The 25,709-nt window shown below is 69.2% G+C and carries 21 protein-coding genes; 7 read left to right on the forward strand and 14 right to left on the reverse strand.

Going from position 1 to position 25,709, the window contains the following annotated elements:
* Window positions 1–52 precede the first annotated feature (52 nt).
* Window positions 53–1,756 (forward strand): thiamine pyrophosphate-binding protein, encoded by a 1,704-nt coding sequence (locus CFB34_RS23470; RefSeq protein WP_089438948.1) that lies wholly within the window; start codon window positions 53–55, stop codon window positions 1,754–1,756.
* Window positions 1,753–2,850, forward strand: coding sequence for an ADP-heptose--LPS heptosyltransferase (locus CFB34_RS23475; RefSeq protein ID WP_089438947.1), 1,098 nt, complete (start codon window positions 1,753–1,755; stop codon window positions 2,848–2,850). The genes CFB34_RS23470 and CFB34_RS23475 overlap by 4 nt, the downstream gene beginning before the upstream one ends.
* A gap of 297 nt (window positions 2,851–3,147) precedes the next feature.
* Here the strand turns inward: CFB34_RS23475 and CFB34_RS23480 are convergent, their stop codons facing one another.
* The 3 genes from CFB34_RS23480 to CFB34_RS23490 all read right to left on the reverse strand — a co-directional run bounded on the left by CFB34_RS23480 (window position 3,148) and on the right by CFB34_RS23490 (window position 6,797).
* The gene (locus tag CFB34_RS23480) at window positions 3,148–4,182 is read right to left on the reverse strand and encodes a helix-turn-helix domain-containing protein (RefSeq protein ID WP_089438946.1); all 1,035 of its coding nucleotides are present in this window, start codon (window positions 4,180–4,182) and stop codon (window positions 3,148–3,150) included.
* Between the two features lie 217 nt (window positions 4,183–4,399).
* The gene (locus CFB34_RS23485) at window positions 4,400–4,954 is read right to left on the reverse strand and encodes a hypothetical protein (protein WP_089438945.1); all 555 of its coding nucleotides are present in this window, start codon (window positions 4,952–4,954) and stop codon (window positions 4,400–4,402) included.
* Window positions 4,955–5,270: 316 nt separating this feature from the next.
* Window positions 5,271–6,797 (reverse strand): aldehyde dehydrogenase family protein, encoded by a 1,527-nt coding sequence (locus tag CFB34_RS23490; protein WP_089438944.1) that lies wholly within the window; start codon window positions 6,795–6,797, stop codon window positions 5,271–5,273.
* 322 nt (window positions 6,798–7,119) lie between these two features.
* On the opposite strand from CFB34_RS23490, the gene CFB34_RS23495 reads away from it, so the two are divergent.
* Window positions 7,120–7,548: a pyridoxamine 5'-phosphate oxidase family protein gene (locus tag CFB34_RS23495; protein WP_089438943.1), complete on the forward strand. Its 429-nt coding sequence runs from the start codon at window positions 7,120–7,122 to the stop codon at window positions 7,546–7,548.
* A 99-nt stretch (window positions 7,549–7,647) separates the two neighbouring features.
* Here the strand turns inward: CFB34_RS23495 and CFB34_RS23500 are convergent, their stop codons facing one another.
* Window positions 7,648–9,261: an MFS transporter gene (locus CFB34_RS23500; RefSeq protein WP_089438942.1), complete on the reverse strand. Its 1,614-nt coding sequence runs from the start codon at window positions 9,259–9,261 to the stop codon at window positions 7,648–7,650.
* Window positions 9,262–9,415: 154 nt separating this feature from the next.
* Between CFB34_RS23500 and CFB34_RS23505 the strand changes: the two genes are divergently transcribed.
* The gene (locus tag CFB34_RS23505; RefSeq protein ID WP_039351377.1) at window positions 9,416–10,300 is read left to right on the forward strand and encodes a LysR family transcriptional regulator; all 885 of its coding nucleotides are present in this window, start codon (window positions 9,416–9,418) and stop codon (window positions 10,298–10,300) included.
* A gap of 72 nt (window positions 10,301–10,372) precedes the next feature.
* Here the strand turns inward: CFB34_RS23505 and eutC are convergent, their stop codons facing one another.
* From eutC to CFB34_RS23525, 4 genes are all read right to left on the reverse strand, one after another.
* Window positions 10,373–11,167, reverse strand: a complete 795-nt coding sequence (eutC, locus tag CFB34_RS23510; RefSeq protein ID WP_089438941.1) for an ethanolamine ammonia-lyase subunit EutC — start codon at window positions 11,165–11,167, stop codon at window positions 10,373–10,375.
* On the reverse strand, window positions 11,164–12,561 hold the full coding sequence (locus CFB34_RS23515; RefSeq protein ID WP_089438940.1) for an ethanolamine ammonia-lyase subunit EutB: 1,398 nt from the start codon (window positions 12,559–12,561) through the stop codon (window positions 11,164–11,166). Before CFB34_RS23515 ends, eutC begins: the two co-directional genes overlap by 4 nt.
* Before the next feature lie 90 nt (window positions 12,562–12,651).
* On the reverse strand, window positions 12,652–14,064 hold the full coding sequence (gene eat / locus CFB34_RS23520) for an ethanolamine permease (RefSeq protein ID WP_089438939.1): 1,413 nt from the start codon (window positions 14,062–14,064) through the stop codon (window positions 12,652–12,654).
* Window positions 14,065–14,388: 324 nt separating this feature from the next.
* A complete protein-coding gene (locus tag CFB34_RS23525; protein ID WP_089438938.1) occupies window positions 14,389–15,852 on the reverse strand; it encodes a mechanosensitive ion channel in 1,464 nt (487 codons plus the stop codon).
* Between the two features lie 275 nt (window positions 15,853–16,127).
* Between CFB34_RS23525 and CFB34_RS23530 the strand changes: the two genes are divergently transcribed.
* Window positions 16,128–17,006, forward strand: a complete 879-nt coding sequence (locus tag CFB34_RS23530; protein ID WP_089438937.1) for an AraC family transcriptional regulator — start codon at window positions 16,128–16,130, stop codon at window positions 17,004–17,006.
* Window positions 17,007–17,089: 83 nt separating this feature from the next.
* Here CFB34_RS23530 and CFB34_RS23535 read toward each other — a convergent pair whose 3' ends face one another.
* Complete coding sequence (locus tag CFB34_RS23535) at window positions 17,090–17,461, reverse strand: zinc ribbon domain-containing protein (protein WP_089438936.1); 372 nt, start codon at window positions 17,459–17,461, stop codon at window positions 17,090–17,092.
* A gap of 10 nt (window positions 17,462–17,471) precedes the next feature.
* On the reverse strand, window positions 17,472–20,087 hold the full coding sequence (locus CFB34_RS23540; protein ID WP_089438935.1) for a heavy metal translocating P-type ATPase: 2,616 nt from the start codon (window positions 20,085–20,087) through the stop codon (window positions 17,472–17,474).
* An 81-nt stretch (window positions 20,088–20,168) separates the two neighbouring features.
* On the opposite strand from CFB34_RS23540, the gene cadR reads away from it, so the two are divergent.
* Window positions 20,169–20,600 carry a Cd(II)/Pb(II)-responsive transcriptional regulator gene (gene cadR / locus CFB34_RS23550; RefSeq protein WP_011350541.1) on the forward strand — a complete coding sequence of 144 codons (432 nt, stop codon included), beginning with the start codon at window positions 20,169–20,171 and terminating at the stop codon, window positions 20,598–20,600.
* A 68-nt stretch (window positions 20,601–20,668) separates the two neighbouring features.
* The gene (locus CFB34_RS23555) at window positions 20,669–21,241 is read left to right on the forward strand and encodes a PadR family transcriptional regulator (RefSeq protein WP_089424169.1); all 573 of its coding nucleotides are present in this window, start codon (window positions 20,669–20,671) and stop codon (window positions 21,239–21,241) included.
* Window positions 21,242–21,286: 45 nt separating this feature from the next.
* On the opposite strand, the gene CFB34_RS23560 is transcribed toward CFB34_RS23555, so the two are convergent.
* The 4 genes from CFB34_RS23560 to CFB34_RS23575 all read right to left on the reverse strand — a co-directional run bounded on the left by CFB34_RS23560 (window position 21,287) and on the right by CFB34_RS23575 (window position 25,623).
* Window positions 21,287–22,717 carry an FAD-binding oxidoreductase gene (locus tag CFB34_RS23560; protein WP_089438934.1) on the reverse strand — a complete coding sequence of 477 codons (1,431 nt, stop codon included), beginning with the start codon at window positions 22,715–22,717 and terminating at the stop codon, window positions 21,287–21,289.
* Window positions 22,718–22,730: 13 nt separating this feature from the next.
* On the reverse strand, window positions 22,731–23,519 hold the full coding sequence (locus tag CFB34_RS23565) for an ABC transporter substrate-binding protein (protein ID WP_089438933.1): 789 nt from the start codon (window positions 23,517–23,519) through the stop codon (window positions 22,731–22,733).
* A 70-nt stretch (window positions 23,520–23,589) separates the two neighbouring features.
* Window positions 23,590–24,744, reverse strand: a complete 1,155-nt coding sequence (locus CFB34_RS23570) for a pyridoxal phosphate-dependent aminotransferase (RefSeq protein ID WP_089438932.1) — start codon at window positions 24,742–24,744, stop codon at window positions 23,590–23,592.
* Between the two features lie 210 nt (window positions 24,745–24,954).
* Window positions 24,955–25,623, reverse strand: a complete 669-nt coding sequence (locus CFB34_RS23575; RefSeq protein ID WP_089438931.1) for a TetR/AcrR family transcriptional regulator — start codon at window positions 25,621–25,623, stop codon at window positions 24,955–24,957.
* Window positions 25,624–25,709: the final 86 nt, after the last annotated feature.

Consider the following 25,709-nt stretch of genomic DNA (forward strand, 5'->3'; position numbering starts at 1 on the left):
CCGCCCAACGGGCGTAAGCTGTACGTCCCGCTACCCAGGGAGACGGCAGCCCATGTCGCATTCCAAGGATCTCGAGCAGCCCGCCACCACCGGCGCACGACTGCTCGTCGATGCGTTGCTCGCCAATCACGTCGAACGCGTGTTCTGCGTGCCGGGCGAGAGTTTCCTCGCCGTACTCGATGCGCTGGCGGACGACACCGCGCGCATCCAGACGGTCGTCTGCCGCCACGAGGCGGCCGCCGCGAACATGGCCGAGGCCGTCGGCAAGCTCACCGGCCGCCCCGGCATCGCGTTCGTCACACGCGGCCCCGGCGCGACCCATGCGTCGATCGGCGTGCACACCGCGTTCCAGGATTCGACGCCGATGATCCTGTTCGTCGGCCAGTGCGCCCGCGAGCACCTCGATCGCGAAGCCTTCCAGGAAATCGACTACCGGCGGATGTTCGGCCAGATGGCGAAATGGGTCGCGCAGATCGACGACCCGCGCCGTATCCCCGAATACCTGAGCCATGCATTCCACGTCGCGACGTCGGGCCGCCCCGGTCCGGTCGTGCTCGCGCTGCCGGAAGACGTGCTGTCCGACGCGTGCGCGCCGCAGCCGGTCGTGCCGGCCGCAAAACGCGTCGCAGCCGCGCCGTCGGCCGCGCAGCTCGACGAACTGCGCGAGCGGCTCGCGCGCGCCGAGCGGCCGTTCGCGATCGTCGGCGGCAGCGGCTGGACGCCCGACGCGTGCGCGAACCTGCGCACTTTCGTCGAGCGCTGGCAGTTGCCGGTGGCCTGCGCGTTCCGCTACCAGGACACGATCGACAACGCGCACCCGAACTACGCGGGCGACGTCGGGCTCGGGATCAACCCCGCGCTCGCGAAGCGCATCCGCGACGCCGACCTGCTGCTCGTGATCGGGCCGCGTCTCGGCGAAGCGACGACCGGCGGCTACACGCTGCTCGACATCCCGAAGACGCGCCAGACGCTGATCCACGTACATCAGGGCGCGGACGAGCTTGGCCGCGTGTATGCGGCCGACCTGCCGATCGTGTCGGGCATGCCCGAAATCGCCGCGCCGCTCGCCGCGCTCGAGGCGCCCGACCACCCGGCGTGGGCCGGCACCCCTGCCGACGCGCATCGCGCGTACCGCGAATGGCATGCGCCGCTGCCGATGCCCGGCGACGTCCAGCTCGGCGACGTGATGGTGCAGCTGCGCGAGCGCCTGCCGCATGACGCGATCCTCACCAACGGCGCCGGCAACTATGCGATCTGGCTGCATCGCCACTTCGCGTACCGGCACTTCCGCTCGCAGCTCGCGCCGACCAGCGGCGCGATGGGCTACGGCGTGCCGGCCGCGCTTGCCGCGAAGTCGCTGTACCCGTCGCGCGCCGTCGTCGCGCTCGCGGGCGACGGCTGCTTCATGATGGCCGGCAACGAGCTCGCGACCGCGATGCAGTACGGGCTGAACATCGTCGTGATCGTCGTCAACAACGGGCATTTCGGTACGATCCGCATGCATCAGGAGCGCAACTACCCGGGGCGCGTGCATGGCACGGGGCTCACGAATCCCGATTTCGCCGCGTATGCGCGTGCGTTCGGCGCGCATGGCGAGACCGTCGAGCGCACCGCCGATTTCGCACCCGCGCTCGAGCGCGCACTGACCTGCGGGCTGCCCGCGCTGATCGAGATCCGCATCCCGCAGGACGCCAGCACGCCGGCCGCGACACTCGAGCAGATCCGCGAACAGGGCCGCCGCGCGCGCGGCGGATGACGATGGGCACGCACGCCGCGCCGCCCGCCGTCGCGCTGTCGCACGACGACGCGCTCACGCTCCCCGGCACGCTGCTCGCGCCGGACGGCACGCTCGTCGCGCCATACGACCTCGAGCAGGGCGGCGCGCGCGCCGTCGGCCACGTGCCGGCCGCGTCCGCGCGTGGCCTGCTGCACGCCGCGCACCGGCCGTTCCGGCTCGACTACGACCGCGCACGGCACGTGCACGTGATCAACGGAATGGGCGTCACGCTCGGCGATTCGGTGATCGGGCTCACCGCCCTCGCCGCGCTGCGTGCGGCGCACCCGGGCCTGCACTTCACGCTGTACCGGCCGGCCCGCGCGCCGCGCTACGTCGAGGCGCTGTATGCGCTCGCGGCCGACCTCGTCGCGCCGTCGCGCGCATTGCCGTACCGCGCCGACACGCTGCCGGCGGATGCACCGTGCATCGACGTCGGCAATCACCTGTACTGGCCCGCGTTCGCGCGGCTGCCGATGATCGATTTCTTCCTCGACGCGCTCGGCGTGGAGCCCGAGTCGGTACCGGCGTCGGCCAAGCGCAACCGCTGGCTCGCGCGGCTGCCGCTGCCTGCGCTGCCCGAGGAATGGCGGCGCCCGTACGTGCTGTTCTGCCCGACCGCGAGCACCGCGTTGCGCAGCGTGCCGCCCGCGCTGCGGGCAACGTTCGTCGAGCAACTCGCGCAGCGCTACGGATTGCCGGTGGCCGGGTTCGGGCCCGTCGCCCATCCCGCCTATGTCGACGTGAGCGCCGATGCGGCCGACGATACGGCCCGGTTCATCGCATGGGTCAAGGGTGCCGCCCTGCTGTTCGCGCCCGATACCGCCGCGCTCCATCTCGCCGACGGTTTCGACGTGCCGACGCTCGCGTGTTTCACGACGATCGGGCCGGCGCTGCGCGTGCGCGACTACCCGCATTGCGTGCCGGTCGCGCTCGACGTGCCCGCCGAATTGTTCGGGATGCATCGCAGCGAGCGGCCGGCCGATCTCGCGGCGGTCGAGGCCGCCTATCGCGCGATCGACTGGGATGCGCTGGCGTGGCCCGCGCCGCGCGAAGCGGCGGCTACGGCCGAATAGGGGAACAGGGTGCGGCGGCCGGTTGGGAGGCTGAAAACGTCGCTGCGTGTACGCGCGGCCTGAGCCCGAGCCTGAGCCCGAGCCTGAGCCTGAGCCTGAGCCTGAGCCTGAGCCTGAGCCTGAGCCTGAGCCTGAGCCTGAGCCTGAGCCTGAGCCTGAGCCTGAGCCGGAGCCGGAGCCGGAGCCGGTGCCGGTGCCGGTGCCGGAGCCGGTGCCGGTGCCGGAGCCGGTGCCGGTGCCTGCTCCTGAGCCGAAGGCCGCGTCTAAACCAGACCCGCTTCGCCTACCGCCCCACGCTCACCCCACCGCCACCATCACCGCGCGATCGCGCAGCGTCTCCGACGGCCGCTTGCCGAACAGCCGCCGGTAATCCGTCGCGAACTGGCTGAGGTGCCAGAAGCCCCACGCCTCGGCCACGTCCTGCACCGAGCCGGCCGCGCGGCCGCACAAGTCACGCCGCGCGCCGTTCAGCCGCAGCGTGCGCAGGTAAGTGGCGGGCGCCATGCCGAGCACGTCCTGGAAGCAGTACTGCAGCGTGCGCCGGCTCACGTGCAACTGCTCGCACAGCTCGGGCACGCCGACCGGGCGCGTGCGGTGCGCGAGCACGTAGTCGCGCGCCTGGTCGACGATCCAGCGGCGCATCGACGGCGCACGGCCCGAATCATCGTCGGCCGGCTGCGCGCACGCGTCGAACAGCGCGGCCAGCACCTCGGCCTGCAGGTCGTCGCGCTGCGCATCGGCCAGCGGGCCGGCCATCGCCACCGCGCCGTCGAGCCGGCGGCCGAGCAGCGCACACAGGCGCGCGAGCCGCGCATCGCCGACCTGCATCACGCGCTGCGTGAACAGCCGCTCGTCGAGCGCGCGGTGTTCGACGTCTTCCGCGTAGTGACGCAGCACGTCGCCGCGCACGACCACACCGTAGATCGAGAACTGCGCGGGCGTCACCAGTTCGAACTCCACGTTGCCGGGCCGGAACGCGAGCGCACCCGGCCCGATGCGGCACGCATCGACGCGCGCGGTGCCGTCGCTCACGAGCGGAATGCCGAACCAGTACGCATCGCCGCGCACCTCGCATGCCTGGCGCAGCAGGTGGCTCGTCGATTCGCGAAACAGCTTCATCGTGTCGAGCGGCAGCTCGGTCAGCGTGCCGACGAAGCGGCCGGCCGCGAGCTGGTCATAGGTCTGCCGCCAGCCGATCAGGTTGCGCGCCTGCTCGTCGGCGTCATGCGCGACGCTGACGACCGCCTGCCCGGCCAGCGCGTCGTCACCCTGCGCGTTGCGCCGCGTGTCTTCGGCCGTCGGTTCTTCGCTGCACGCCACGTATTGGTCCATCGTGTCCTCCCCTCACCTGCCCGGAACCGCACCTGCCACGCAAGTCCCGTGCCGAACGGCGCGCGACCCGCGCAAAGTCCGTCATTCGACGCTGCGCGGCACGGAAGCGCCATGCGGGCATGCCCGAACGCCTTGTCGCACGCACCCCGTCGGTGCGGCACGCGCCGCGCCGGCGCATCCGATACGCAGCGCCCGCCCGGCACTGCGCGGCGACCGGCTAGCCACCGTTCGCGGGCCGCAACCGCACGACGCGCGTGCCGCAATTGCCGTACGCCTGAGTCACCGCCAACTCGACGATCGCGCTGCCGGCCGGCCACGGCGCCGCGTCCGCACCCGCCAGATCGGTCCGCAGCGTCGCGCGCCCGTTGATCCGGTAACGGATGCCGCGCACGAAGTCGACGAACAGCAACCCGACGCCGCTGCCATTACACCGCGCCGCGTCAATCCGGCCGCCGTCGCTCTCGCCGTACACCGGCAGCACGAAGCGCAGCGTCTTCGTATCGATCACGCGCACGACCGGCAGCAGGTCGCCGTTCGCGTCGCGCCGGCTCTGGACGATGTCGCAGGTCACGCCCGCCTGCCCGCCGCACGCCGTGCCGACGAACATGAAGGGCTGCGTCTCGATGAACTGCCGCACGCCCATGCTCAGCCGCGTCGTCACGACGTCGCTCATCCGCTCGGCCTCGTCGGCGACGCCGAAGCGGTGATGCGCGTCGAGTTCACCTGCATGGAACACGGGATGGCGTGGATAGGATCGGGGCGGTTCTGACATGGCGTTTTACGTCCGGCGCGCCGGCTCGACTTGCCGCGGAAAACGAACGACCATCGGTATCGTTTCCGGCGAAGGCCGCGGCAATGCGCGACCGATGCCGGGTTGCGAATGCGAATGGGCGGAAACGGTCAATCTCGGGATCGCCGGTCGGTCGCGCGGCATGCATCCGCGCACCGGTCGTCGGCCAGGCAACCACCGCCGACCGGCGCGATACGCGTTCGACGACCGTCCGGTATCCGAAGCTTTGCCGCTCGAGACGGCGTCCCGACCGGCCGACGCCTACCACCGCCGGCCGGCCAGGACGCCCGCGCACGGATCAGAAGAACCCGAGCGCCTCGGCCTGGTAGCTCACCAGCAGGCACTTCGTCTGCTGATAGTTCGACAGGGCCATCTTGTGCGTCTCGCGGCCGATCCCCGACTGCTTGTAGCCCCCGAACGCCGCATGCGCGGGATACAGGTGGTAGCAGTTGGTCCACACGCGGCCGGCTTCGACCTCGCGGCCCATCCGGTACGCACGCGTGCCGTTGCGCGTCCACACGCCCGCGCCGAGCCCGTAGAACGTGTCGTTCGCGAGTTCGATCGCCTCCTGCTCGTCCTTGAACGTCATCACCGACGCCACCGGCCCGAAGATCTCTTCCTGGAACACGCGCATCTTGTTGTTGCCGAGCAGCATCGTCGGCTTCACGTAGTAGCCCGTGCCGAGTTCCGCCGCCGGCGCCGTGCGCTCGCCGCCGGTCAGGCATTGCGCGCCTTCGCCGCGGCCGATGTCGATGTACGACAGGATCTTGTCGAGCTGCTGCTGCGACGCCTGCGCGCCGATCATCGTCTGCAGGTCGAGCGGGTGGCCGGCCTTGATGCGCTCGACCCGCGCGACCGCCTTCTCGATGAACTTCTCGTATATCGATTCCTGGATCAGGATCCGCGACGGGCACGTGCACACTTCGCCCTGGTTCAGCGCGAACATCGCGAGCCCTTCGAGCGCCTTGTCGAGGAACGCGTCGTCCTGGTCGAGCACGTCGGCGAAGAAGATGTTCGGGCTCTTGCCGCCCAGTTCGACCGTCGACGGGATCAGGCTGTCGGCCGCGGCGCGCAGGATGTGCTTGCCGACCGGCGTCGAGCCGGTGAACGCGATCTTCGCGATGCGCTTGCTGGTCGCGAGCGCTTCGCCCGCTTCCTTGCCGAAGCCGTTCACGATGTTGATCGTGCCGGCCGGGAACAGGTCGCCGATCAGCTCCATCAGCACCAGCACCGATGCCGGCGTCTGCTCGGCCGGCTTCATCACCACGCAACAGCCGGCCGCGAGCGCCGGCGCGAGCTTCCACGCGGCCATCAGCAACGGGAAGTTCCACGGGATGATCTGGCCGACGACGCCGAGCGGTTCGTGGAAATGGTACGCGACGGTGTTGTCGTCGATTTCGGAGATGCCGCCTTCCTGCGCGCGGATGCAGCCCGCGAAATAGCGGAAGTGGTCGACCGCGAGCGGCAGGTCGGCCGCCATCGTCTCGCGCAGCGGCTTGCCGTTGTCGATCGTCTCGGCCACGGCCAGCAGCTTCAGGTTCTTTTCCATCCGGTCGGCGGCGGCGAGCAGCAGGTTCGCGCGCTCGGCGACCGACGTCTTGCCCCACTTGCGCCGTGCGGCGTGCGCGGCGTCGAGGGCGAGCTCGATGTCGTCGGCGCCCGAGCGCGGGATCCGACAGAACGGCTGGCCGTTGATCGGCGACACGTTCTCGAAGTACTCACCTTTCACCGGCGGAACCCACTTGCCGCCGATGTAGTTGTCGTATTGCTGACGGTACGGGTATTCGACGTCGAGGCCCAGTTGCTTCAGGTCAAACGGGTTCATACATGTCTCCTGTTCATCGTGCTTGTGTGAGTACAGCGCCGGTTGGAATTGCGCTGCCCTCGTTTACGCAACATGCGTGCCAAACAGGACGGAAGCATGGCAACCACGGCCGGCCCGCGTGCGCACCGTGCCGTGTTCACCGACGCAGCATGGCGGGTGTGCCGATTCTGAACAGCCTGGTTGCGCAGCGCGCCGGAGCGGTGTTCGAAATCTCCACAGTGCGCGGGCGCAGCTGCGCGCGGAAGCAGGCCGTGCCGCGTGGCATGTCGCTTGCGTGCGCCCTTCGCATTCCCATGAAGCGGCGTGTGCGCCGACCGACACCATGAACGACCGCGGCCCCCTGACCGACGACGCCATCGCGTTCATCCGCGAACAGGCGTTCCTGATCGTCGCGACCGCCGACGCGGCCGGCAACAGCGACTGCTCGTACCGCGGCCGCCAGCCACGCGCGGACGGCTCGTTCGAGCCGCTCGTCGACCTGCCCGACCGCCGCACGCTCGTGCTGCCCGACTTCGCGGGCAACAACCTGTTCAACACGATCGGCAACCTGCTGGTGAACCCGGCCGTCGCGCTGCTGTTCGTCGACTTCGTGCGGCAGACGACCTGGCTCGTGCAGGGCCGCGCGACGATCGACGAGGAGGCGGGCAGCCGTGCGCATTTGTGGCCCGATGCGCGGCGCTATGTCGTGGTTGAGGTGGAGCATGCGCAGGCACGGGCGGATGCGACGCTGCCGCCGCTGGTGCTGGCTTGAGGGGCAAGGCGGAGCGTCAGCGTACGAATGCGGCGATGACGAACCAGGACGACGCGCCCGCCGCCGTGGCCGGCGCGACCGTGCGCGACGCCGCGCGGCTCAACGCGTGGGCGTCTCCGCACAAGCCGGTTCGATCCGGCTGCGCACCGGCACGTCGGTGTGCGCGTGCTCGTCGGTGTCGTCATCCGTTTCAGTCGCCGCCTGTCGCCCGCCAAGAAACGCAAACACCACCCCCGCACACAGCACCGTCACGACCGCCAGCCCGATCAACAACCGATCGAACGCATGCGTGTAACTCGCGAGCAGCGCCGCATGCCCGACACCCGGCAACGCAACCGCCGCGCCCGCAAGATCACCGGTCGCGAGCCGCGCCGCCGCATGCAGCGTCGCGTCGGGCGTGCCGGCGGCACCCGCCGCCTGCGTCAACCCCGTCCGCGCCAGCCCGGCCAGCAGCGCACCCACGATCGCGAGCGCGATCCCTTCGCCGGCCACGCGCGTCGTGCTGAAGATTCCCGTCGCCATCCCCGCGCGCTCCTTCGGCACGACGCTCACCGACAGCCCGTCCATCAGCCCCCACGGCATCCCGGCGCCGACGCCGATCGTCACCATCGGCGCGATCGCCGCAGCCCCCGCGCCGCCGCGCAGCGCAATGCCCAGCCACACGAGCCCGGCTGCCGCGATCAGGAGCCCGAACCCCGAGATCACGCCGGCCGACAGCCAGCGCGTGAGCGTCGCCGCGATGAACGGCACGATCAGCATCGGCGCGGAAATCGCGAGCATCAGCCAGCCGGCGTCGATCTCGCTGAAGCCGTCGATGCCGATGAAGCGCAGCGGCAGCACGACGAGCAGCACGATGTAGCAGCAGCAGGTCGACACCGGCAGCACCTGCACGCCGACGAAGCGCGCGATCCGGAACAGCGACAGGTCGAGCATCGGCCGCGCGACGCGCGTCTCGATCGCGACGAACGCCCACGCGCCGAGCGCCGCGCCTGCCAGCAGCGCGATCACCAGCGGGCTCGACCAGCCGCGCGCGGGCGCCTCGATCACGCCGAACGTGAACAGCGTCAGCGCGGTGGTGAACGCGGCCGTGCCGGGCCAGTCGAGCCCCGTCGCATGCGGGTCGCGCGACTCGTGCATGCGCGGCAGCCCGACTACGAGCGACAACCCGCCGGCCACCGCACTCGTCACGAAGATCGCGCGCCAGCCGTGATGCCCGATCAGCGCGCCGGCCAGCACGGGCCCGAACGCGAGCCCGACGCCGAAGGTCGTGCCGAGCAGGCTGAATGCGCGCGTGCGCGCCGCGCCGTCGAACTCCTGCGCGAGCGCGGCCGTGCCGCCCGCGAGCGCCGCGGCCGCCGCGAGCCCTTGCGCGGCGCGCAACAGGTCGACCGCGAGCATCGACGGCGCGAACGCGAGCGCGACCGACATCAGCGTGAAGCCGCCGACGCCGCTCGCGAACAGGCGCTTGCGGCCGAACTGGTCGGCCAGCGCGCCGGCCGCCATCAGGAAGCTGCCGAACGCGAGCATGAACGCGTTGGTGATCCAGTTCATCGCGACCGTCCCGCCGTGCAGGTCGCGGCCGATCGCGGGCGTCGCGACCGCACCGCCCGAAAACGACAGCGGCAGCGCGACGGCGGCCAAGCAGACGGCGGCCAGCACCCATGCGCGCCGGCGTGCCGACGGGTCCGAAGCGGCTGAAAAAGGGTGATCCATCATCGCTCCTCGAAAAGCCGGCGCGGATGCGCCGTCAGAGCGACAGAAGATAAATCCGATTCAATCCGTGAAAAACCACGCAAAGCTCCGCATATAACGGACTAAAATTCCGCAATTCACTCGACCACGTGCGTCGACGCACGCCTTCGACTCGATGGACAACCTGACCGGCATCGTCGCCTTCGTTCGCACTGCGGAAGCATTGAGCTTCGTCGCGGCCGGCCGCGCGCTCGGCATCTCGGCGTCGGCGGTCGGCAAGACGATCGCGAAACTCGAGCAGTCGCTCGGCGTGCGGCTGTTCAACCGCACCACGCGGCGCGTCACGCTCACCGAAGAAGGGCGGCACTTCTACGAACGCTGCCAGCGGATCCTCGAGGATTTTCGCGACGCGGAAGCGACCGTGACGGCCTCCGCGCAGCGCCCGCGCGGCAAGCTGCGCGTGAGCCTGCCGGTGATCGGCTACCGGTTCCTGCTGCCGGTGCTGCCCGAATTCCGGCAGCGCTACCCGGACGTCGAACTCGATCTCGATTTCAACGACCGGATGGTGGACGTCGTCGAAGGCGGCTTCGATGCGGTGATCCGCAGCGGCCCGCTATCGGATTCGAGCCTGATGTCACGGCGGCTCGGCCCGTTCGCGTTCGTGCTGTGCGCGACGCCCGCGTATCTCGCGCAGGCCGGCACGCCGCGCACGCCGCGCGATCTCGAAGCGCACGAATGCGTGCGCTACTGCTTCCCGACCACCGGCAAGCTGCAGGACTGGGCGCTCGCGGCCGACGACGGCACGCCGCTGAAGCTGCGCACCGCGCTGACCTGCAACAACATGGAAGCCCTGCGCGGCACCGTGCTCGCGGGGCTCGGCATCGGCTACATGCCCGACTTCCTTGCGCGTGACGCGCTGGAGCACGGCGCACTCGTCACCGTGCTAGACGACTACCGGATCGCACCGGGGCAATTCTCGATCGTGTGGCCGTCGAGCCGACAGCTGTCGCCGAAGCTGCGCGTGTTCGTCGATTTTCTGTGCGAGCGGCTGTTCAGATAGGCGCCCATCAGGCCGCTCGAACGGCTCGAAAGGCTCGAACACCGCCACGCGGCGGCCCGCGCATGGGGTTTTTCAATCCACCCCGATCCGCTCCGCCTCCGCCTGCGGCAGCAACGCATCGCTGTCGTCCTTCAGCCCGACGCCCGTCAGCCCGAGCCGGCGCGCGTGCGTCATCAGGTAATGCAGCTTGTGCGCGGCTCCCGCGTACGGCAGCCCTTCAGGCCGCACGTTCGAGATGCAGTTACGCAATGCATCGTGGCAGCCGACCTTCGGCGCCCACGTCAGGTACACGCCGAGGCTGTCCGGCGAGCTGAGCCCCGGCCGTTCGCCGATCAGCATCGCGACGACCTTCGCGCGCAGCAATTCGCCGATCTCGTCGCCGAGCGCGACGCGCGCCTGCGTCGCGACCACCACCGGGCCGATCCGCCAGCCATCCGCATCGAGCCGCGGCCGCACGGCCTGCAGCAACGGCAGCGCCTGCTTCGCGGCCGCGAACGCCGACAGCCCGTCGCCGACCACGAACACGACGTCGGGCCCGTCGCCGCTCACCGCGTCGCCGTGCGCCACCAGCAGCGCGCGCCCTTCATCCGACAGCTTGCGGCCGAGGTCGGGCCGGCGCAGGTAATGCTGGCGATCGGGCGCCGCGCTCTGCACGCCGAGCGTCGCGAAGCCGGCCGCGTCGAGCTCGCGCCGCAGCGCGTCCGCGTCGAGCGGCTGGTGCACCGCGTCGCGCGCCTGCGCATGCGACAGGTTGAACGCCAGCAGCGGCGCGGTCGGCAGGCTGTTGCCCGCGCGGCCGAGCGCGATCCGCGCGTTCGTGAACGACTTCAGCTGTGCCCACGGGTTCTTTTCGACGGCGTCGCTCATGCCGAAATCCCCATCCAGTCGTTCGCACCCGCGAGCAGCGGCACGCGCGACGTCGCGGCGCGCAACGCACCGTGCGCGTCGGCGATCTCCATCGTCTCCAGCCACTCCTCGAATTCCGGCGCGCGGCGCAGGCCGAGCACCTCGCGCACGTACAGCTGGTCGTGGAACGACGTGCTCTGGTAGTTCAGCATCACGTCGTCCGCGCCCGGAATTCCCATGATGAAGTTGATGCCGGCCGCACCGAGCAGCGTCAGCAGCGTATCCATGTCGTCCGAGTCGGCTTCTGCGTGGTTCGTGTAACAGATGTCGCAGCCCATCGGCACGCCGAGCAGCTTCCCGCAGAAGTGATCCTCGAGCCCCGCGCGGATGATCTGCTTGCCGTCGTACAGGTATTCCGGCCCGATGAAGCCGACCACCGTGTTCACGAGGAACGGGTCGAACTTGCGCGCCACCGCATAGGCGCGCACTTCGCAGGTCTGCTGATCGACGCCGAAGTGCGCGTTCGCCGACAGCGCGCTGCCTTGCCCCGTCTCGAAGTACATCAGGTTGTTGCCGACCGTGCCGCGCTTGAGCGACAACGCGGCCTCGCGCGCCTCGCCGAGCAGCGCGAGCGAGATCCCGAAGCTCGCGTTCGCCTTCTCGGTGCCCGCGATCGACTGGAACACGAGGTCGACCGGCGCACCCTTCTCGACCGCCGCGATCGTGTTGGTCACGTGCGTGAGCACGCACGACTGCGTCGGCACGCCGTAGCGTTCGCGGAAGCCGTCGATCATCGCGAGCAGCTTCACGATCGCCGCGAGGCTGTCGGTGGCCGGGTTGATGCCGATCATCGCGTCGCCGCAGCCGTACATCAGCCCGTCGAGCATCGACGCGGCGATGCCCTTCACGTCGTCGGTCGGGTGGTTCGGCTGCAGCCGCACCGACATCCGGCCCGGCAGCCCGACCGTGTTGCGAAAGCGCGTGACGACGCGGCGCTTCCGCGCCGCCGCGATCAGGTCCTGGTTGCGCATCAGCTTCGACACCGCCGCGACCATCTCGGGCGTGAGCCCCGGCGCGATCCGTTCGAGCGCCGCGCCGTCGGCGGCCGGCGACAGCAGCCAGTTGCGGAAATCGCCGACGGTGAGGTGCGAGATTTCCGCGAAGGCAGCCGCGTCGTGATCGTCGACGATGAGGCGCGTGACCTCGTCGTCTTCGTACGGGATCACCGCTTCGTTCAGGAACGCCTTCAGCGGCACGCCCGCGAGCGCGATCTTCGCGGCGACGCGCTCCTCCTCGCTCGCCGCCGCGACCCCGGCGAGCTGGTCGCCGGAACGCAACGGGCTCGCCTTCGCGAGCAGCGTCTTCAGGTCCGCGAAACGGTACGTGCGCGGACCGATCGTCTCCGTATAGGACATCTGCGAATCTCCTTGCCAAAAGCCGACGGCGCGCCCGTTCGACGGGGCGCGCCGGATGCCGTCAGGAACGGCCGTTCATCGTCACCCTGCTCACTCCTCCAGCAGCGCGTCGCCCGGCGCACTCGCACGCTGCGCACGCGTCGCGAGGAAGTACGCGTAGCCGAACGCGAGGAAGCCGAGGAACACCAGCGCGACCAGCCCGTTGAAGTACACCATCGTACCGAGACAGACGAGCGCGGCCAGGATCGCGAACGCCGGGAAGATCGGGTACAGCGGCGCGCGGAACGGCCGCGCCATGTTCGGCTGCGAGCGGCGCAGCTTGAACAGCGACGCCATGCTCACGATATACATCACGATCGCACCGAATACCGACATCGTCACGATATTCGCGGTCAGCGTCTGGCCGCCGAACTGGATCAGCTCGTCGCTGTAGATCGCCGCGATCCCGACCACGCCGCCCGCGAGGATCGCGCGATGGGGCGTCTTGAAGCGCGGATGCACCTTCCCGAGCCATTCCGGCAGGTAGCCTTCGCGGGCCAGCGCGAAGATCTGGCGCGAATAGCCGAGGATGATCCCGTGGAACGACGCGACCAGCCCGAACAATCCCAGCCACACGAGCATGTGCATCCAGCCGCTGTTCGCGCCGACGATGTACTTCATCGCCTGCGGCAGCGGATCGTTGATGTTCGCGAGCTTGGTCCAGTCGCCCGCGCCGCCGGCGAACACCATCACGCCGATCGCGAGTGCAACGAGGGTCAGGATCCCGGCCACGTACGCGATCGGGATCGAGCGCTTCGGGTTCTTCGCTTCCTCGGCGGCCATCGCGACGCCTTCGATCGCGAGGAAGAACCAGATCGCGAACGGGATCGCCGCGAACATCCCGTGGAACGCGCCCACGCTGAAATGATCGGCGCCCGACCAGCCGCCCTTCATGAAGTTGCTCCACGCGAAGCCCGGCGACACGACGCCCATGAACACCAGCAGCTCGAAGATCGCGAGCAGCGTGACGACCAGCTCGAAGGTCGCCGCGATCTGCACGCCGACGATGTTCAGCGCCATGAACACGAGATACGCGCCCATCGCCGCATGCTTGGGCTCGAGGCCGGGGAACTGCACGTGCAGGTACGCGCCGATCGCGAGTGCGATCGCGGGCGGCGCAAACACGAACTCGACGAGTGTCGCCGCACCGGCGAGATAGCCGCCGGTCGGGCCGAACGCCCGGCGCGCATACGCGAACGGGCCGCCCGCATGCGGGATCGACGTCGTCAGCTCGGTGAAACTGAAAATGAAGGTGGTGTACATCGCCGCGACGAACAGCGCGGTGACGACGAAGCCCAGCGTGCCGGCACTCGCCCAGCCGTAGCTCCAGCCGAAGTACTCGCCGGAAATCACGAGGCCGACCGCGATGCCCCACAGTTGCCAGGTCCCGAGCGTCTGCTGGAGCGCGGGCTGGCCGGACGACTTGGCGCCGGCGGCGGGCCGGCCATTCGACTCTGCTTTCATCGGACTCTCTCCTCAAAGGCGCCATGCCTGCCGGCCTGCGCGACTGAGAATCGATGCTAGAGAGTCATTAAACGACGTGTTATCGAAATTCGGCAAAGATCGCGGCTGACATTTCGCTTGCAGAAATGCCGACACGGAACGCGTGACGCAGCCGACACGCCGCAGGCGGCACAGCGGCAGCCTTCGCCGAACGCCGACAGCCGGGCGCTGGCGGCGCCGCGCGAGCGGACGCTGTCGCGTGCCGTTCTCGCCCGGCCGGGTCCACCTGCGGCCGCAGCGCCGACCGGCCATGCCGCGCGGCCGGACGGATGCGCGACGGTGGCGTTACTGACCGCCGCCGCGCTGGTTGAACCAGCGGTCGAGCAGCTTGCCGGCCGCTTCGCGGCCGCCGAGGCCGAACGACAGCGCCACCGCCACCGCGATCGCGCCGAGCACGAGGCCGAAGGCGAGCTGGACGATCTCGTTGGCGATGCCCATCGCGCGCAGCCCCATCGCGAACACGAGGCCCAGGATCGCGAATTGCGCGATGCGCGCGAACAGCACGCTGTGCTCGCGGTCGGCCTGCTCGATCACGCGGCGCGCGAGGCCCGCGAGCCACACGCCGATCACGAGGATCACGCCGCCCATCAGCACGTGGCCGCCGAATTCGATGAACAGCGTGACGACGTCGCGCACCTGCGAGAAGCCGAGCCGGTTCGCCGCTTCGACCGACGCGAACAGCATCGCGAAGAACACGATCAGCCGCGCGACCAGCACCGACGGCTGCAGGATCCCCGAGAACACGCGCTCGACGCCGAGCACGGCCGGCAGCCCGTCGGCGCCCGCGGCTTCCAGCAGCTTCTGCGCGAGCGACGCGACGAAGCGCGCGAAGTAGAACGTCACGAGCACGATCACGATCGCCGCGACGATGTCCGGCACCGCGCCGAGGAACTGGTTCAGCATGTTGGTGGCCGGCACCGAGATCGCGTCGATCTTCAGCGCGTCGAGCGCGGAGATCAGCGTCGGCACGAACACGAACACATAGACGATCGTGCCGACCAGGCTCGACACGCGCACCGGCGTCGGGCTGTCCAGACGCTGCGTGAGGCGGTCGGCGCCGGCGGCGACGAGCAGGTTCGTCACGAGGCCGCGCAGCACGCGCGCGACGATCCAGCCGACGATGCCGATCACCGCGGCCGCGAAAATGTTCGGCACGATCGCGAGCAGCTTGTCGACCATCCCCTGCACCGGCGACAGCAGCCCCGACAGCGCGAACGATCCGAGGATCGCCGGCAGGAACATCAGGATCACGAGCCAGAACAGCACGTCGCCGAGATAGCCGCTCATCGGCTGCATGCCGGCGCCTTCGGACAACTTGTCGTCGATCTTGCTCGCCTTCAGCGCGCGGTTCGCGAGGCTGCGCAGCAGCGACGCGATGAGCCACGCGATCAGCGTCAGCGCCGCGCCGCCGATGAGGTTCGGCAGGTAGTTGACGATGTGCGTGACGAGCAGCGAGAACGGGTTGGACACCGCGTACAGGTTGAGCACGTTGAAGATGCCCACCGCGGTGACGAGCAGCACGAGCCAGAACAGGCCGCCCGCGATGATGCGCTCGACGCAGGCACCCTGGCCGGTGCTTTCGTTGATCCGCTGATCGACCTTCAGCGCGCTCAGCAGGCGCATCGCGCCGGCCCGCACCACGACGGCGATCAGCCAGCCGATCACCAGGATGCCGATCGCGCCGGCGATCTTTGGCAGATACCCCCCTAGCGTGGTCTGCAGCGACGTGATGAAGCTGGAAGCATCCATTTCTTCTTCTCCCGAAAACGTGGTGTTGCGATTGAACATCGACGAACTACCTGCGTACTTCGAAAAACGTGCTGCCCCGACGGAGCAACTTACCCGAGAAAAATGACGCGATCACCCGATTTCACCGTCTTTAACTTTAGTTCTAGATCTGCGCGGGGCAAGACCCTATTTCGCCCAAATAAAAAGGGCGCGATTCATCGGTTTCCTACGCATTTCCGCAAGATTTATCCAATCCGGCCGTGCTACCGTGACGTCGGTTCCTGCCCGGACACGCGATGACCGTCGAAACGAAACCCGCCCCGCCCGCCTGGCTTCGCTACGCAGCGAGCGTGGCGCGCGTCCACGAGTACATCCGTGCACACCTCGACGGCCCTCTCGACCTGAACCGGCTCGCCGAAGTCGCGTGCCTGTCGCCGTATCACTGGCAGCGCGTCTATCGTGCGCTGTACGGCGAGTCGATCGTGCTGACGGTGCGGCGGATGCAGATCGTGCGTGCGTCCGAAGATCTCGTGTGCACGGCGCGGCCGATCGACGAAATCGCCCGACGCGCGGGCTACGGTTCGACGCATGCGTTCGCGCGGGCGTTTCGCGACGCTTACGGCGTGCCGCCCGTGCAGCACCGGCGCACGGGCCGCCACCGGCCCATCTATCCGTTACAGCGTGGAGAAGAAGACATGTTCAAGCATGAAGTGGCGATCCGGCGGCTGCCGGAATTGCACGGCTATGCAGTGGCGCACACCGGGTCGTACCTGAAGGTCGGCGACGCGTTCGCCCGGATCGGTGCGTGGGTCGGGCAGCACGGGCTGATCGGCCCGGGCGCGAAGATGATCGGGATCTTTTACGACGACCCGGACACGACGCCCGAAGCACAGTTGCGCGCGAGGGCCTGCTTCGTGCCGGCCGATGGCGCGCCGGACGTCGAACCCGTACCGCCGGTCGAACGCGCAACGGTCGCGGGCGGCGAATACGCGGTGCTGCTGCATACGGGGCCGTATGCGGACCTGAAGACCGCCTACCAGTGGCTCTACGGCGACTGGCTGCGTCACTCGGGCCGTGAGGCTGCCGACGCGCCGCCGTTCGAGCTGTACCTCAATACGCCGATGGATGCGGCGCCGGCCGACCTGCGCACCGAGATCTACCTGCCGCTGCGCTGATCGCAAGCCTGCGCGGCGGCCTGAAACGAAGCGCGCTGGCCGGCGTTCGCACGCCGTCGGCGCGAATGCGCGGACCAACCGGCTTACGCAGCCTGCGTCCCGCACCCGGGGCAGAACCGCGCGTCGTCCGCGAGCGCCGAGTGGCAGCGGCTGCAGGACTTGCCGCGTTGCGCGGCACCGCACTGCGCGCAGAAGCGCGCATCCGCCGCATTGAGTGCGCCGCAGCCCGCGCAGGCAAGCTGGGTCAGCGGCACGTTGCCGCCGGCCGGCCCGCTTCGACTGTCGGCCGGCGCCTGCCAGCCCCAGCCGTGGCGATCGCGGCCGCGCGCCTCGTGGCCGCCGTGCCCGTCCCGGCGCTGCCCGCCGTGATGCCCGCTACCGTAACCGCTGTTGTTGCCGTGCCCGCCGCCATGGCTACCGCCGTGGCCGCCCAGGATTCGTTTCAGAAAGCTCATCGCCCGCTCCTCAACGCTTGGCCTGCGCGCCGCCGAACGCCCCCGAGGACGACAGCAGCCGCAAACCGTTGGCCACGACGATCAGGCTTGCGCCCGCGTCGGCGAAGACCGCCATCCACATCGTGCCGAGCCCCGCGACCGTGAGGCCGAGGAACACGATCTTCACGCCGAGCGCGAAGCCGATGTTCTGCACCAGGACGCGATGCGTCGCACGCGACAGCCGCACGAACGCGGGGATCTTGCGCAGGTCGTCGTCCATCAGCGCGACGTCGGCCGTCTCGATCGCCGTGTCGGTGCCCATCGCGCCCATCGCGAAGCCGATGTCGGCGCGCGCGAGCGCCGGTGCGTCGTTGATCCCGTCGCCGACCATCCCGACCGCGCCCGCGCCGCCGGCCGACAGTTCCTCGACTGCCGCGAGCTTGTCTTCCGGCAGCTGGTTGCCACGTGCATCGTCGATGCCGGCCTGCTGCGCGATCGCCTGCGCGGTATGCGGGTTGTCGCCGGTCAGCATCGCGGTGCGGATGCCGAGCGCATGCAGATCGGCGATCGCTTCGCGGCTCGTGTCCTTGATCGTGTCGGCCACCGCGAAGATGCCGAGCACGCGCGCTTCGTCGACCAGCACCACGACGCTCTTGCCCTGCCGCTCGAGCGCGTCGAGCTTCGCTTCGAGGGCCGTCGAGCAGCGCTCGAGTTCCTCGACGAGCCGGTGGTTGCCGAGCCAGTAGCGCGTGCCGTCGATCGTGCCCTGCACGCCGCGCCCGACGATCGCTTCGAAGTCCTGCACATCGGCGAATGCCGTCGTGCCGGCATCGCGGGCAGCCGTGGCGATCGCCTGCGACACCGGGTGATCGGAGCGCGCCGCGAGGCTCGCGCCGAGGTGCCGCACACGTGCGTCATCGGCGTCGGTCGCGTGCAGGTCGAAGTCGGTCTGCACCGGCTTGCCGTGCGTGATCGTGCCGGTCTTGTCGAGCGCGAGCCACGCGAGCTTGCGCCCTTCTTCCAGGTACACGCCGCCCTTCACGAGAATCCCGCGTCGTGCGGCTGCCGCGAGCCCCGACACGATCGTCACCGGCGTCGAGATCACCAGCGCGCACGGGCACGCGATCACGAGCAGCACCAGCGCGCGGTAGATCCAGTCGTGCCATGCACCGCCCATCACGAGCGGCGGCACCACCGCGACCAGCAGCGCGACCGCGAACACGATCGGCGTGTAGACACGTGCGAACTGGTCGACGAAGCGTTGCGTCGGCGCCTTCGCGCCTTGCGCTTCTTCAACCGCGTGGATGATCCGCGCGAGCGTCGAGTTGGCCGCGACGGCCGTCACGCGATAGTCGAACGAACCCGATTCGTTGATCGTGCCCGCGTACACGGCGTCGCCGGTCGTCTTGTCGACGGGCAGGCTCTCGCCGGTGATCGGCGCCTGGTTCACCGTCGAGCGGCCCGCGACGACCTCGCCGTCCAGCCCGATCCGCTCGCCCGGCTTCACGCGCACAACCGCGCCGAGCGCCACCTGCGCGGCCTCGATCGTGCGCCACGACCCGTCGGCGTCCTGCACGGTCGCGGTGTCCGGCGCGAGCTGCATCAGGCCCTGGATCGCATTGCGCGCGCGGTCGAGCGACTTCGCTTCGATCAGCTCGGCGATCGTGAACAGCACCATCACCATCGCGGCTTCCGGCCATTGGCCGATCGCCATCGCCCCCGTCACCGCAATGCTCATCAGCGCGTTGATGTTCAGGTTGCCGTTGCGGATCGCGATCCAGCCCTTCTTGTACGTGGTGAGCCCGCATGCGAGCACCGCCGCGAGCGCAAGCGCCGCCGCGAGCCACACGGGCAGGCCCGCCCAGGTCGCGCCCTCGGATGCGATCGCGGCGACACCGGCAAGCGCCAGCGGCCACCACGGCTTCGGGGGCGCGTCGGCGACACGCGCGGCCGGTGCGCCGGGCGCTGCCGCCTCGGGCGTCATCCCGAGCGAGCGGATCGCGCTTTCGATCGCCGGCTGGGCGTCCGGCACGTGCTCGACCGTCAGCATCCGCTGCATCAGGTTGAATTCGAGCGCCGACACTTCGCTCATGCCGCCGAGCTTCTTGCGGATCAGCGTTTCCTCGGTCGGGCAGTCCATCTGCATGATCCGGAATGCGGAGCGCACGTGACCCGACGCGGTCGCCTGCGCAACCGGCAGCGGCGCGAGCGTCAGCGCGGCAGGCGCGCAGCAGTCGCCGGCCGCGTGGTCGTGGTCGTGGTCGTGGTCGTGGTCGTGACCGGCATGGTCGTGCGCGGCGCTGCCGTGTGCACAGGCGGTGCCATGGACATGGCCGTCGCCGTGCTCGTGTGCATGGTCATGACCATGGTCGTGGTCGTGTTCCTTGCCGCTGCCGTGGCTGCAACCGGCGCCGTGGACGTGACCATCGTCACGCCCTGCGTGCGCGTGATCATGTTCATGGTCGTGGCTGTGGGCATGCGACTGCGCGCCGCGCGCTGCGGCGACCTCGCCGTGCGCGTGCTCGCCGGCCGTCGGCGCCGCCTCGGCGACGGTCGCCGTATCCGTATCGTGCGCGTCGGCGCAGCACGGAGCGGCGCCGCCGGCATGACGGTGTCGTGGGTCGTGGGTACGCTGGGCGTCGGTCATGACAACCTCCTCAATGGCTAACGGTGTAGAGTTAACACCCTGAAGCCACTACAAGGTCAACCCTTACACGGGAGAAAGGTCATGAAGATCGGCGAACTGGCCAAAGCGGCCCGCTGCACACCCGAGACGATCCGTTTCTACGAGAAAGAGGGTCTGATGCCGGATGCGGAGCGCACCGACTCGAACTACCGCAACTACACCGACGTGCACGTCGAGCGGCTGCGCTTCATCCGCAACTGCCGCGCGCTCGACATGGCGCACGACGAAATCCGCGCGCTGCTGCAGCTCACCGACACGCCGGCCGACCCCTGCGATTCGATCAATTCGCTGCTCGACGAGCACATCGGACACGTCGATGCACGCCTCGCGGAACTCACGCATCTGCGCGACCAGCTCACCGAATTGCGCCGCCAGTGCGTCGGCGAGCATTCGGTCGAGGATTGCGGCATCGTGCATGGTCTCGCGACGATGGAAACCGTCGCCCCGGCCGCGAAGCGCTCACACCTCGGCTGAAATCCTTGTGAAATATGATAGTCTGGTTGAGAATAGTTATATTCTTACTAGATATTGAATAACTATTCATGTCCACCAGTCGCCCGTCCCCGCTCGCACTGGCCGTCCTCGCGACGCTCACCGAAACGCCGATGCATCCCTACGGGATGCTGCAGCAGCTGAAGGCGCGCGGGTACGACGAAGTCGTCAACGTGCGCCAGCGCACGAGCCTCTACCAGACGATCGACCGGCTGCTGCGCGACGGGCTGATCGCCGTGCACGACACCGAGCGCGACGGCGCGTTTCCCGAGCGCACGCTGTATGCGCTGACCGAGGCCGGCCACACGGCCGGGCAGGCGTGGCTGCATGCGCTGCTCGCGGAACCCGCGCGTGAATTCCCGGCATTCGGCGCCGGTCTCGCGTTCCTGCCGCTGCTCGACGCCGAAGATGCCCGCCACCAGCTCGAGCTTCGAATCACGCGGCTCGACGCGGAGCGCGAGCGCCTCGAAACGCTGCGCGCCACCGCGCAGGCCGACCAGGTGCCGCGCCTGTTCCTGCTGCAGAACGAGCATGCGCTCGTCCTGCTCAATGCCGAACTCGACTGGGCGCGCAGCGTCGTCGAGCACCTGAAGATCGGTGCGCTGCGCTGGGTGGACGGCTGACGCGTTACGCCGGCCGGCTCCCGCCGGCAACGTGCGTCACCCCGATCAAAGCACCTTGCCGGGGTTCAGGATGCCGAGCGGATCCAGCGCAGCCTTCAGGCGTCGCATCAATCCGATTTCCGCGTCGCTGCGCGTATGCGCGAGATAAGCGCGCTTGAGCACGCCGATCCCGTGCTCGGCCGACACCGAGCCGCCCATGTCACGCACCACCGCGTACACGCAGTGATCGAGCGCATCGAGGTCCGTGTCGGTCATCCCGGCCAGCGACACGCCGATATGCACGTTGCCGTCGCCGACATGGCCGAAGAACAGGCACGTGAGGTCCGGCCAGCGCGCCCGCAATGCCGCCTCGCAACGCTCGGCGAACGCGCCGAGTTCGCCCGTCGGCAGGCTCACGTCGAAGTTGACGAGCTGCGGCAACGCGTCGATCGCGAGGCCTTCGCGCAGCGTCCACAAGTCACGTGCCTGCCGCTCCGACGTCGCGAGCACCGCATCCTCCACGAGCCCTGCGTCGAACCCCGCCGCGAGACCGGCTTCCAGCACCTGGTGCGCATCGCCGCCCGGCGCGCTCGTCGCGCATTCGATCAGGATCGCGAAACCATCGTCGCCGACGAACGGCGCCGAAACACCCGGCGTATGACGCGCGACGTAGTCGTAGAACGCCGGCCACATCGCCTCGAAACTGACGACCTCCGGCAACATGCGCACGCTGTTCCACAGCGCGACGACCGCGTCGTAGTCGCGCACGCGGCAGAGCGCCGTGGCCGGCGCGGCCAGCAGCGGATGTAGCCGCAGCACCGCGCGCGTGGCGACGCCGAGCGTCCCTTCGCTGCCGATGAACAGCTGCTTGAGGTCGTAGCCCGCGTTGTTCTTCAGCATCCGGTTCATCGACGACACGACCGTGCCGTCCGCGAGCACGGCCTCGAGCCCGAGCACCTGCTCGCGCATCATCCCGTAGCGGATCGCGCGCGTGCCGCCCGCATTGGTCGCGAGCATGCCGCCGATCTGGCATGAGCCGCGTGCGCCGAGATCGACGCCGAACGTGAAACCCGCCGCTTCCGCGGCTTCCTGCACCGTCTGCAGCGGCGTTCCGGCGCGTACCGTCATCGTGCCGGCCGCCGCGTCGAGCGCCTCGATGCCCGCGAAGCGCTCCATCGACAGCACCACCTCGCCGCCGAGCGCGACCGCACCGCGCGCGAGTCCGGTCAAACCGCCCTGCGGCACGACCGGCTGGCCGAGCCGCGCACACAGCGCGAGCGTGCGCGACACGTCGTCGACACTGCGCGGTCGCACCAGCGCACGCGGCCGCACGCCGGCCGGCTCGTTGTACGCGGTGAAGTAACGCGGATCGATATCCACCGAGCGCGTCACGAGCGCATCGCCCAGTTCGGCGACGAGCAGGGCCTCGATCGCGTCACCCGACAACGATCCGCCGCCCTGTTCGCCATCCGCCGCGGCCGCGTTCCGGTTCTGCATCGCGCGGCTCCGCTTACTTCGCCGAGATGTCGATATCGCCGAAATACTTCAGGCCGAGCGACTTCACCGTGCCGTCCGCCTTCAGCTTGTCGATCGCCGCATCGAGTTTCGCCTTCAGCGCGCTGTCGCCTTTACGCAGACCGAATGCGATGCCATTGCCGAGAATCTTGTCGTCGCGCACGGGCTGGCCGACGAACGAGAAGCCCTTGCCGTCCGGACGCGACAGGAAGCCGCGCTGGCCGGACGGTGCGAGCACGAGCGTCGCGTCGAGACGGCCGGCCACGAGGTCCGCGTACGCCTGGTTCTGGTCCTGGTACGCGACGACCGCGACGCCCGCCGGCTCCCAGTGCGCCTTCGCGAAGGTTTCCTGGATCGACGCCTGCAGCACGCCGACGCGCTTGCCCTTGAGCGATTCCGGCGTCGGCAGCAGGCCGCTGCCGGTGCGCGCGATCAGTTGGGTCGGCACGCGATAGATGATCGTCGTGAAGTCGATCGCCTGGCGCCGCTGCTCGGTCGCGTTCATCGCCGAGTTGATCGCGTCGAACTTGCGGCCCTGCAGCGCGGGAATCAGGCCGTCGAACGACGTCTCGACCCATTTGCACGACAGCTTCGCCGTCTGGCAGACCGCATTGCCGACGTCGATGTCGAAGCCCTGCAGGTCGCCGTTCGGCGCTTTCGATTCGAACGGCGGGTATTGCGCTTCGAGGCCGAAGCGCAGCGTCGGCGCGTCGGCAAGCGCCGCGCCCGAGCCGATGGCGCACGCGAGTGCGAACGCGAGTTTCAGGGTGGCCGTGTGCTTCATCGTGATCTCCTGTGTCTGGTCGGTGCGACGTCCCGTCGCCGGGTGCCCGTCGCCGGTTTCCGTACGGGCCTTACAGCGAACGCAGCCGCCGCGCGCCTTCGATCAGTGTCGCGTCGTCCTTCGAGAAACTGAGCCGGATCACGCCGGCGTCGGTGCCGTCGGTATAGAACGCCGACAGCGGAATCGTCGCGACGCGCGCGTCGCGGATCAGGCGCAGCACAAAATCGCTGTCGCTTTCGTCCGAGAAGTGCCGGAAGCGCGCGAGCATGAAGAACGAGCCTTCGCTCGGCAGCAGCTCGAAACGCGAATCGGCCAGCTCGCGCGAGAGCAGGTCGCGCTTGGCCTGGTAGAACGCCGACAGGCCGAGATAGCTGTCCGGCCGCGCGAGGATCTCCGCGAACGCGACCTGCATCGGCGTGTCGGCCGCGAACACCATGAACTGGTGCACCTTGCGGATCTCGTCCATCAGCTCGGCCGGCGCGAGGCAATAGCCGACCCGCCAGCCCGTCACGTGGAACGACTTGCCGAACGACGACACGATCACGCTGCGCTCGGCCAGCTCGCGATGGCGCGCCATGCTCTGGTGCTGCGCGCCGTCGAACACGACGTGCTCGTAGACCTCGTCGGACAGGATCACGATGCCGGTATCTCGCGTGAGCTGCGCGAGCCGTTCGAGATCGTCGGCGGAAAACACCGTCGCGGTCGGGTTGTGCGGCGTGTTGACGATGATCATCCGCGTGCGCGGGTTGATCGCCGCGGCGACTTCGTCCCAGTTCACGCGGAAATGCTCGGGCGACAGCTTGATCGCCACCGGCGTCGCGCCCTGCAGCCGCACGATCGGCGCATAGCTGTCGAACGACGGCTCGAAGTAGATCACCTCGTCGCCCGGATGCACGAGCGCGCTGATCGCCGCGTAGAGCCCTTCGCTCGCGCTCGCGATCACCGTGATCTCGGTCGCCGGATCGTAGTGCGTGCCGTACAGCGCGTCGGTCTTTTCGGCGAGTCGCTCGCGCAGCGCCATGACGCCGGCCATCGGCGCGTACTGGTTGTGTCCGTCGCGCATCGCGCGCGCGACGCCTTCGACGAGCGCCGGATCGGGCGCGAAATTCGGCGCCCCCTGCGACAGGTTCAACGCATCGTGCCGGGCAGCCAGTTGGCCGATCACCGTGAAGATCGTCGTCCCGACGTCGGGCAGTTTCGAACGGGGCGCGGTCGCGCTTCGCATGACTCCTCCTTCTGATGTCCTTCGGGCGGCCGCGCGCGACGCGCACGGCCTGCATCCGTCGCACGATTTAGCCCGAGCCAATATCGGTCGACAATCGAAAGTTCGTCATGGCGACCATGCATTTTTCTCATGGCCCGTGGGAAGGGGTACGCAGCGGCAAGGCTAGCCTGCCGGGGCGACATGCGAATCAGGCATTTCCCCTAGGGTCCGTTACCGGCCGGCCGCCGCCAGGTAGGCGAGCAGCACGGCCCGCAGTTCGTCGCGCAGCGCGGCGATGTCGAACGCGGGCCCGAGCGTCAGCAACGCCTGCGAAAGCCCGCCGTAGCAGATCGTATGCGCCATCCGCGCGAGCCCGTCGAGCCGTGCGGCCGGCGGCGGATCGGCCGCGTGCGCGAGCGCGTCGCGCCACAGCGCGACGTACGCGTCGTAATGCCGGCGGTAGGCGGTGAGCGGCGACACCTGCCGCTCCAGCGCGAACAGCGCGCCCCACAGCGCCGCGTCGGCGCCGATCGCGTCGACCTGCAGGTCGACGAGCGCGGCGGCGAGTTGGGCCCGCGGCGCGCCGTGCAATCGCGCGATGGCGTCGCGCAGCCGGTCGGCCATCGCTTGTACGTGCCGATGGATGCAGAGCGCCGCGAGGCTCTGCTTGTCGCCGAAGTATTCGTAGAAGGTGCCGATGCTCACGCCCGCGACCGCCGCGATCTCGCGGATCGTCGCCTTCGCGTAGCCGCGTTCGAGCAAAAGCTGAACGAACGCCTGCTGCAGCGCGTCGGAACTCGCCTGCGCGCGCGACTGGCGCGGCCGGCGGCGCAAGGCGGGCGCGGGTTGCGCCGCCGGCTGGCCGGGCGGCGCCGGAACCTGAACATGTCGCGGCGGCATATTTGCTACTCTGGAAATCAGCAGGGCATGCGTTTTACCGGGGGCCGGAACCGGCGCCGACGCGTCATCCGTGCGGCATGACGCCG

The organism is Burkholderia sp. HI4860 (assembly GCF_002223045.2).
Taxonomy (GTDB): domain Bacteria; phylum Pseudomonadota; class Gammaproteobacteria; order Burkholderiales; family Burkholderiaceae; genus Burkholderia.

Bases quoted from the DNA above. Each gene is read 5' to 3' on its own strand.
- CFB34_RS23525 (WP_089438938.1), bottom strand. From the start codon at position 15,852: ATGGATGCTTCCAGCTTCATCACGTCGCTGCAGACCACGCTAGGGGGG.
- CFB34_RS23515 (WP_089438940.1), bottom strand. From the start codon at position 12,561: ATGTCCTATACGGAGACGATCGGTCCGCGCACGTACCGTTTCGCGGAC.
- CFB34_RS23475 (WP_089438947.1), top strand. From the start codon at position 1,753: ATGACGATGGGCACGCACGCCGCGCCGCCCGCCGTCGCGCTGTCGCAC.
- CFB34_RS23495 (WP_089438943.1), top strand. From the start codon at position 7,120: ATGAACGACCGCGGCCCCCTGACCGACGACGCCATCGCGTTCATCCGC.
- CFB34_RS23535 (WP_089438936.1), bottom strand. From the start codon at position 17,461: ATGAGCTTTCTGAAACGAATCCTGGGCGGCCACGGCGGTAGCCATGGC.
- CFB34_RS23470 (WP_089438948.1), top strand. From the start codon at position 53: ATGTCGCATTCCAAGGATCTCGAGCAGCCCGCCACCACCGGCGCACGA.
- CFB34_RS23500 (WP_089438942.1), bottom strand. From the start codon at position 9,261: ATGGATCACCCTTTTTCAGCCGCTTCGGACCCGTCGGCACGCCGGCGC.
- CFB34_RS23490 (WP_089438944.1), bottom strand. From the start codon at position 6,797: ATGAACCCGTTTGACCTGAAGCAACTGGGCCTCGACGTCGAATACCCG.
- CFB34_RS23575 (WP_089438931.1), bottom strand. From the start codon at position 25,623: ATGCCGCCGCGACATGTTCAGGTTCCGGCGCCGCCCGGCCAGCCGGCG.
- CFB34_RS23480 (WP_089438946.1), bottom strand. From the start codon at position 4,182: ATGGACCAATACGTGGCGTGCAGCGAAGAACCGACGGCCGAAGACACG.
- CFB34_RS23540 (WP_089438935.1), bottom strand. From the start codon at position 20,087: ATGACCGACGCCCAGCGTACCCACGACCCACGACACCGTCATGCCGGC.
- CFB34_RS23560 (WP_089438934.1), bottom strand. From the start codon at position 22,717: ATGCAGAACCGGAACGCGGCCGCGGCGGATGGCGAACAGGGCGGCGGA.
- cadR (WP_011350541.1), top strand. From the start codon at position 20,169: ATGAAGATCGGCGAACTGGCCAAAGCGGCCCGCTGCACACCCGAGACG.
- eutC (WP_089438941.1), bottom strand. From the start codon at position 11,167: ATGAGCGACGCCGTCGAAAAGAACCCGTGGGCACAGCTGAAGTCGTTC.
- eat (WP_089438939.1), bottom strand. From the start codon at position 14,064: ATGAAAGCAGAGTCGAATGGCCGGCCCGCCGCCGGCGCCAAGTCGTCC.
- CFB34_RS23530 (WP_089438937.1), top strand. From the start codon at position 16,128: ATGACCGTCGAAACGAAACCCGCCCCGCCCGCCTGGCTTCGCTACGCA.
- CFB34_RS23565 (WP_089438933.1), bottom strand. From the start codon at position 23,519: ATGAAGCACACGGCCACCCTGAAACTCGCGTTCGCACTCGCGTGCGCC.
- CFB34_RS23505 (WP_039351377.1), top strand. From the start codon at position 9,416: ATGGACAACCTGACCGGCATCGTCGCCTTCGTTCGCACTGCGGAAGCA.
- CFB34_RS23570 (WP_089438932.1), bottom strand. From the start codon at position 24,744: ATGCGAAGCGCGACCGCGCCCCGTTCGAAACTGCCCGACGTCGGGACG.
- CFB34_RS23485 (WP_089438945.1), bottom strand. From the start codon at position 4,954: ATGTCAGAACCGCCCCGATCCTATCCACGCCATCCCGTGTTCCATGCA.
- CFB34_RS23555 (WP_089424169.1), top strand. From the start codon at position 20,669: ATGTCCACCAGTCGCCCGTCCCCGCTCGCACTGGCCGTCCTCGCGACG.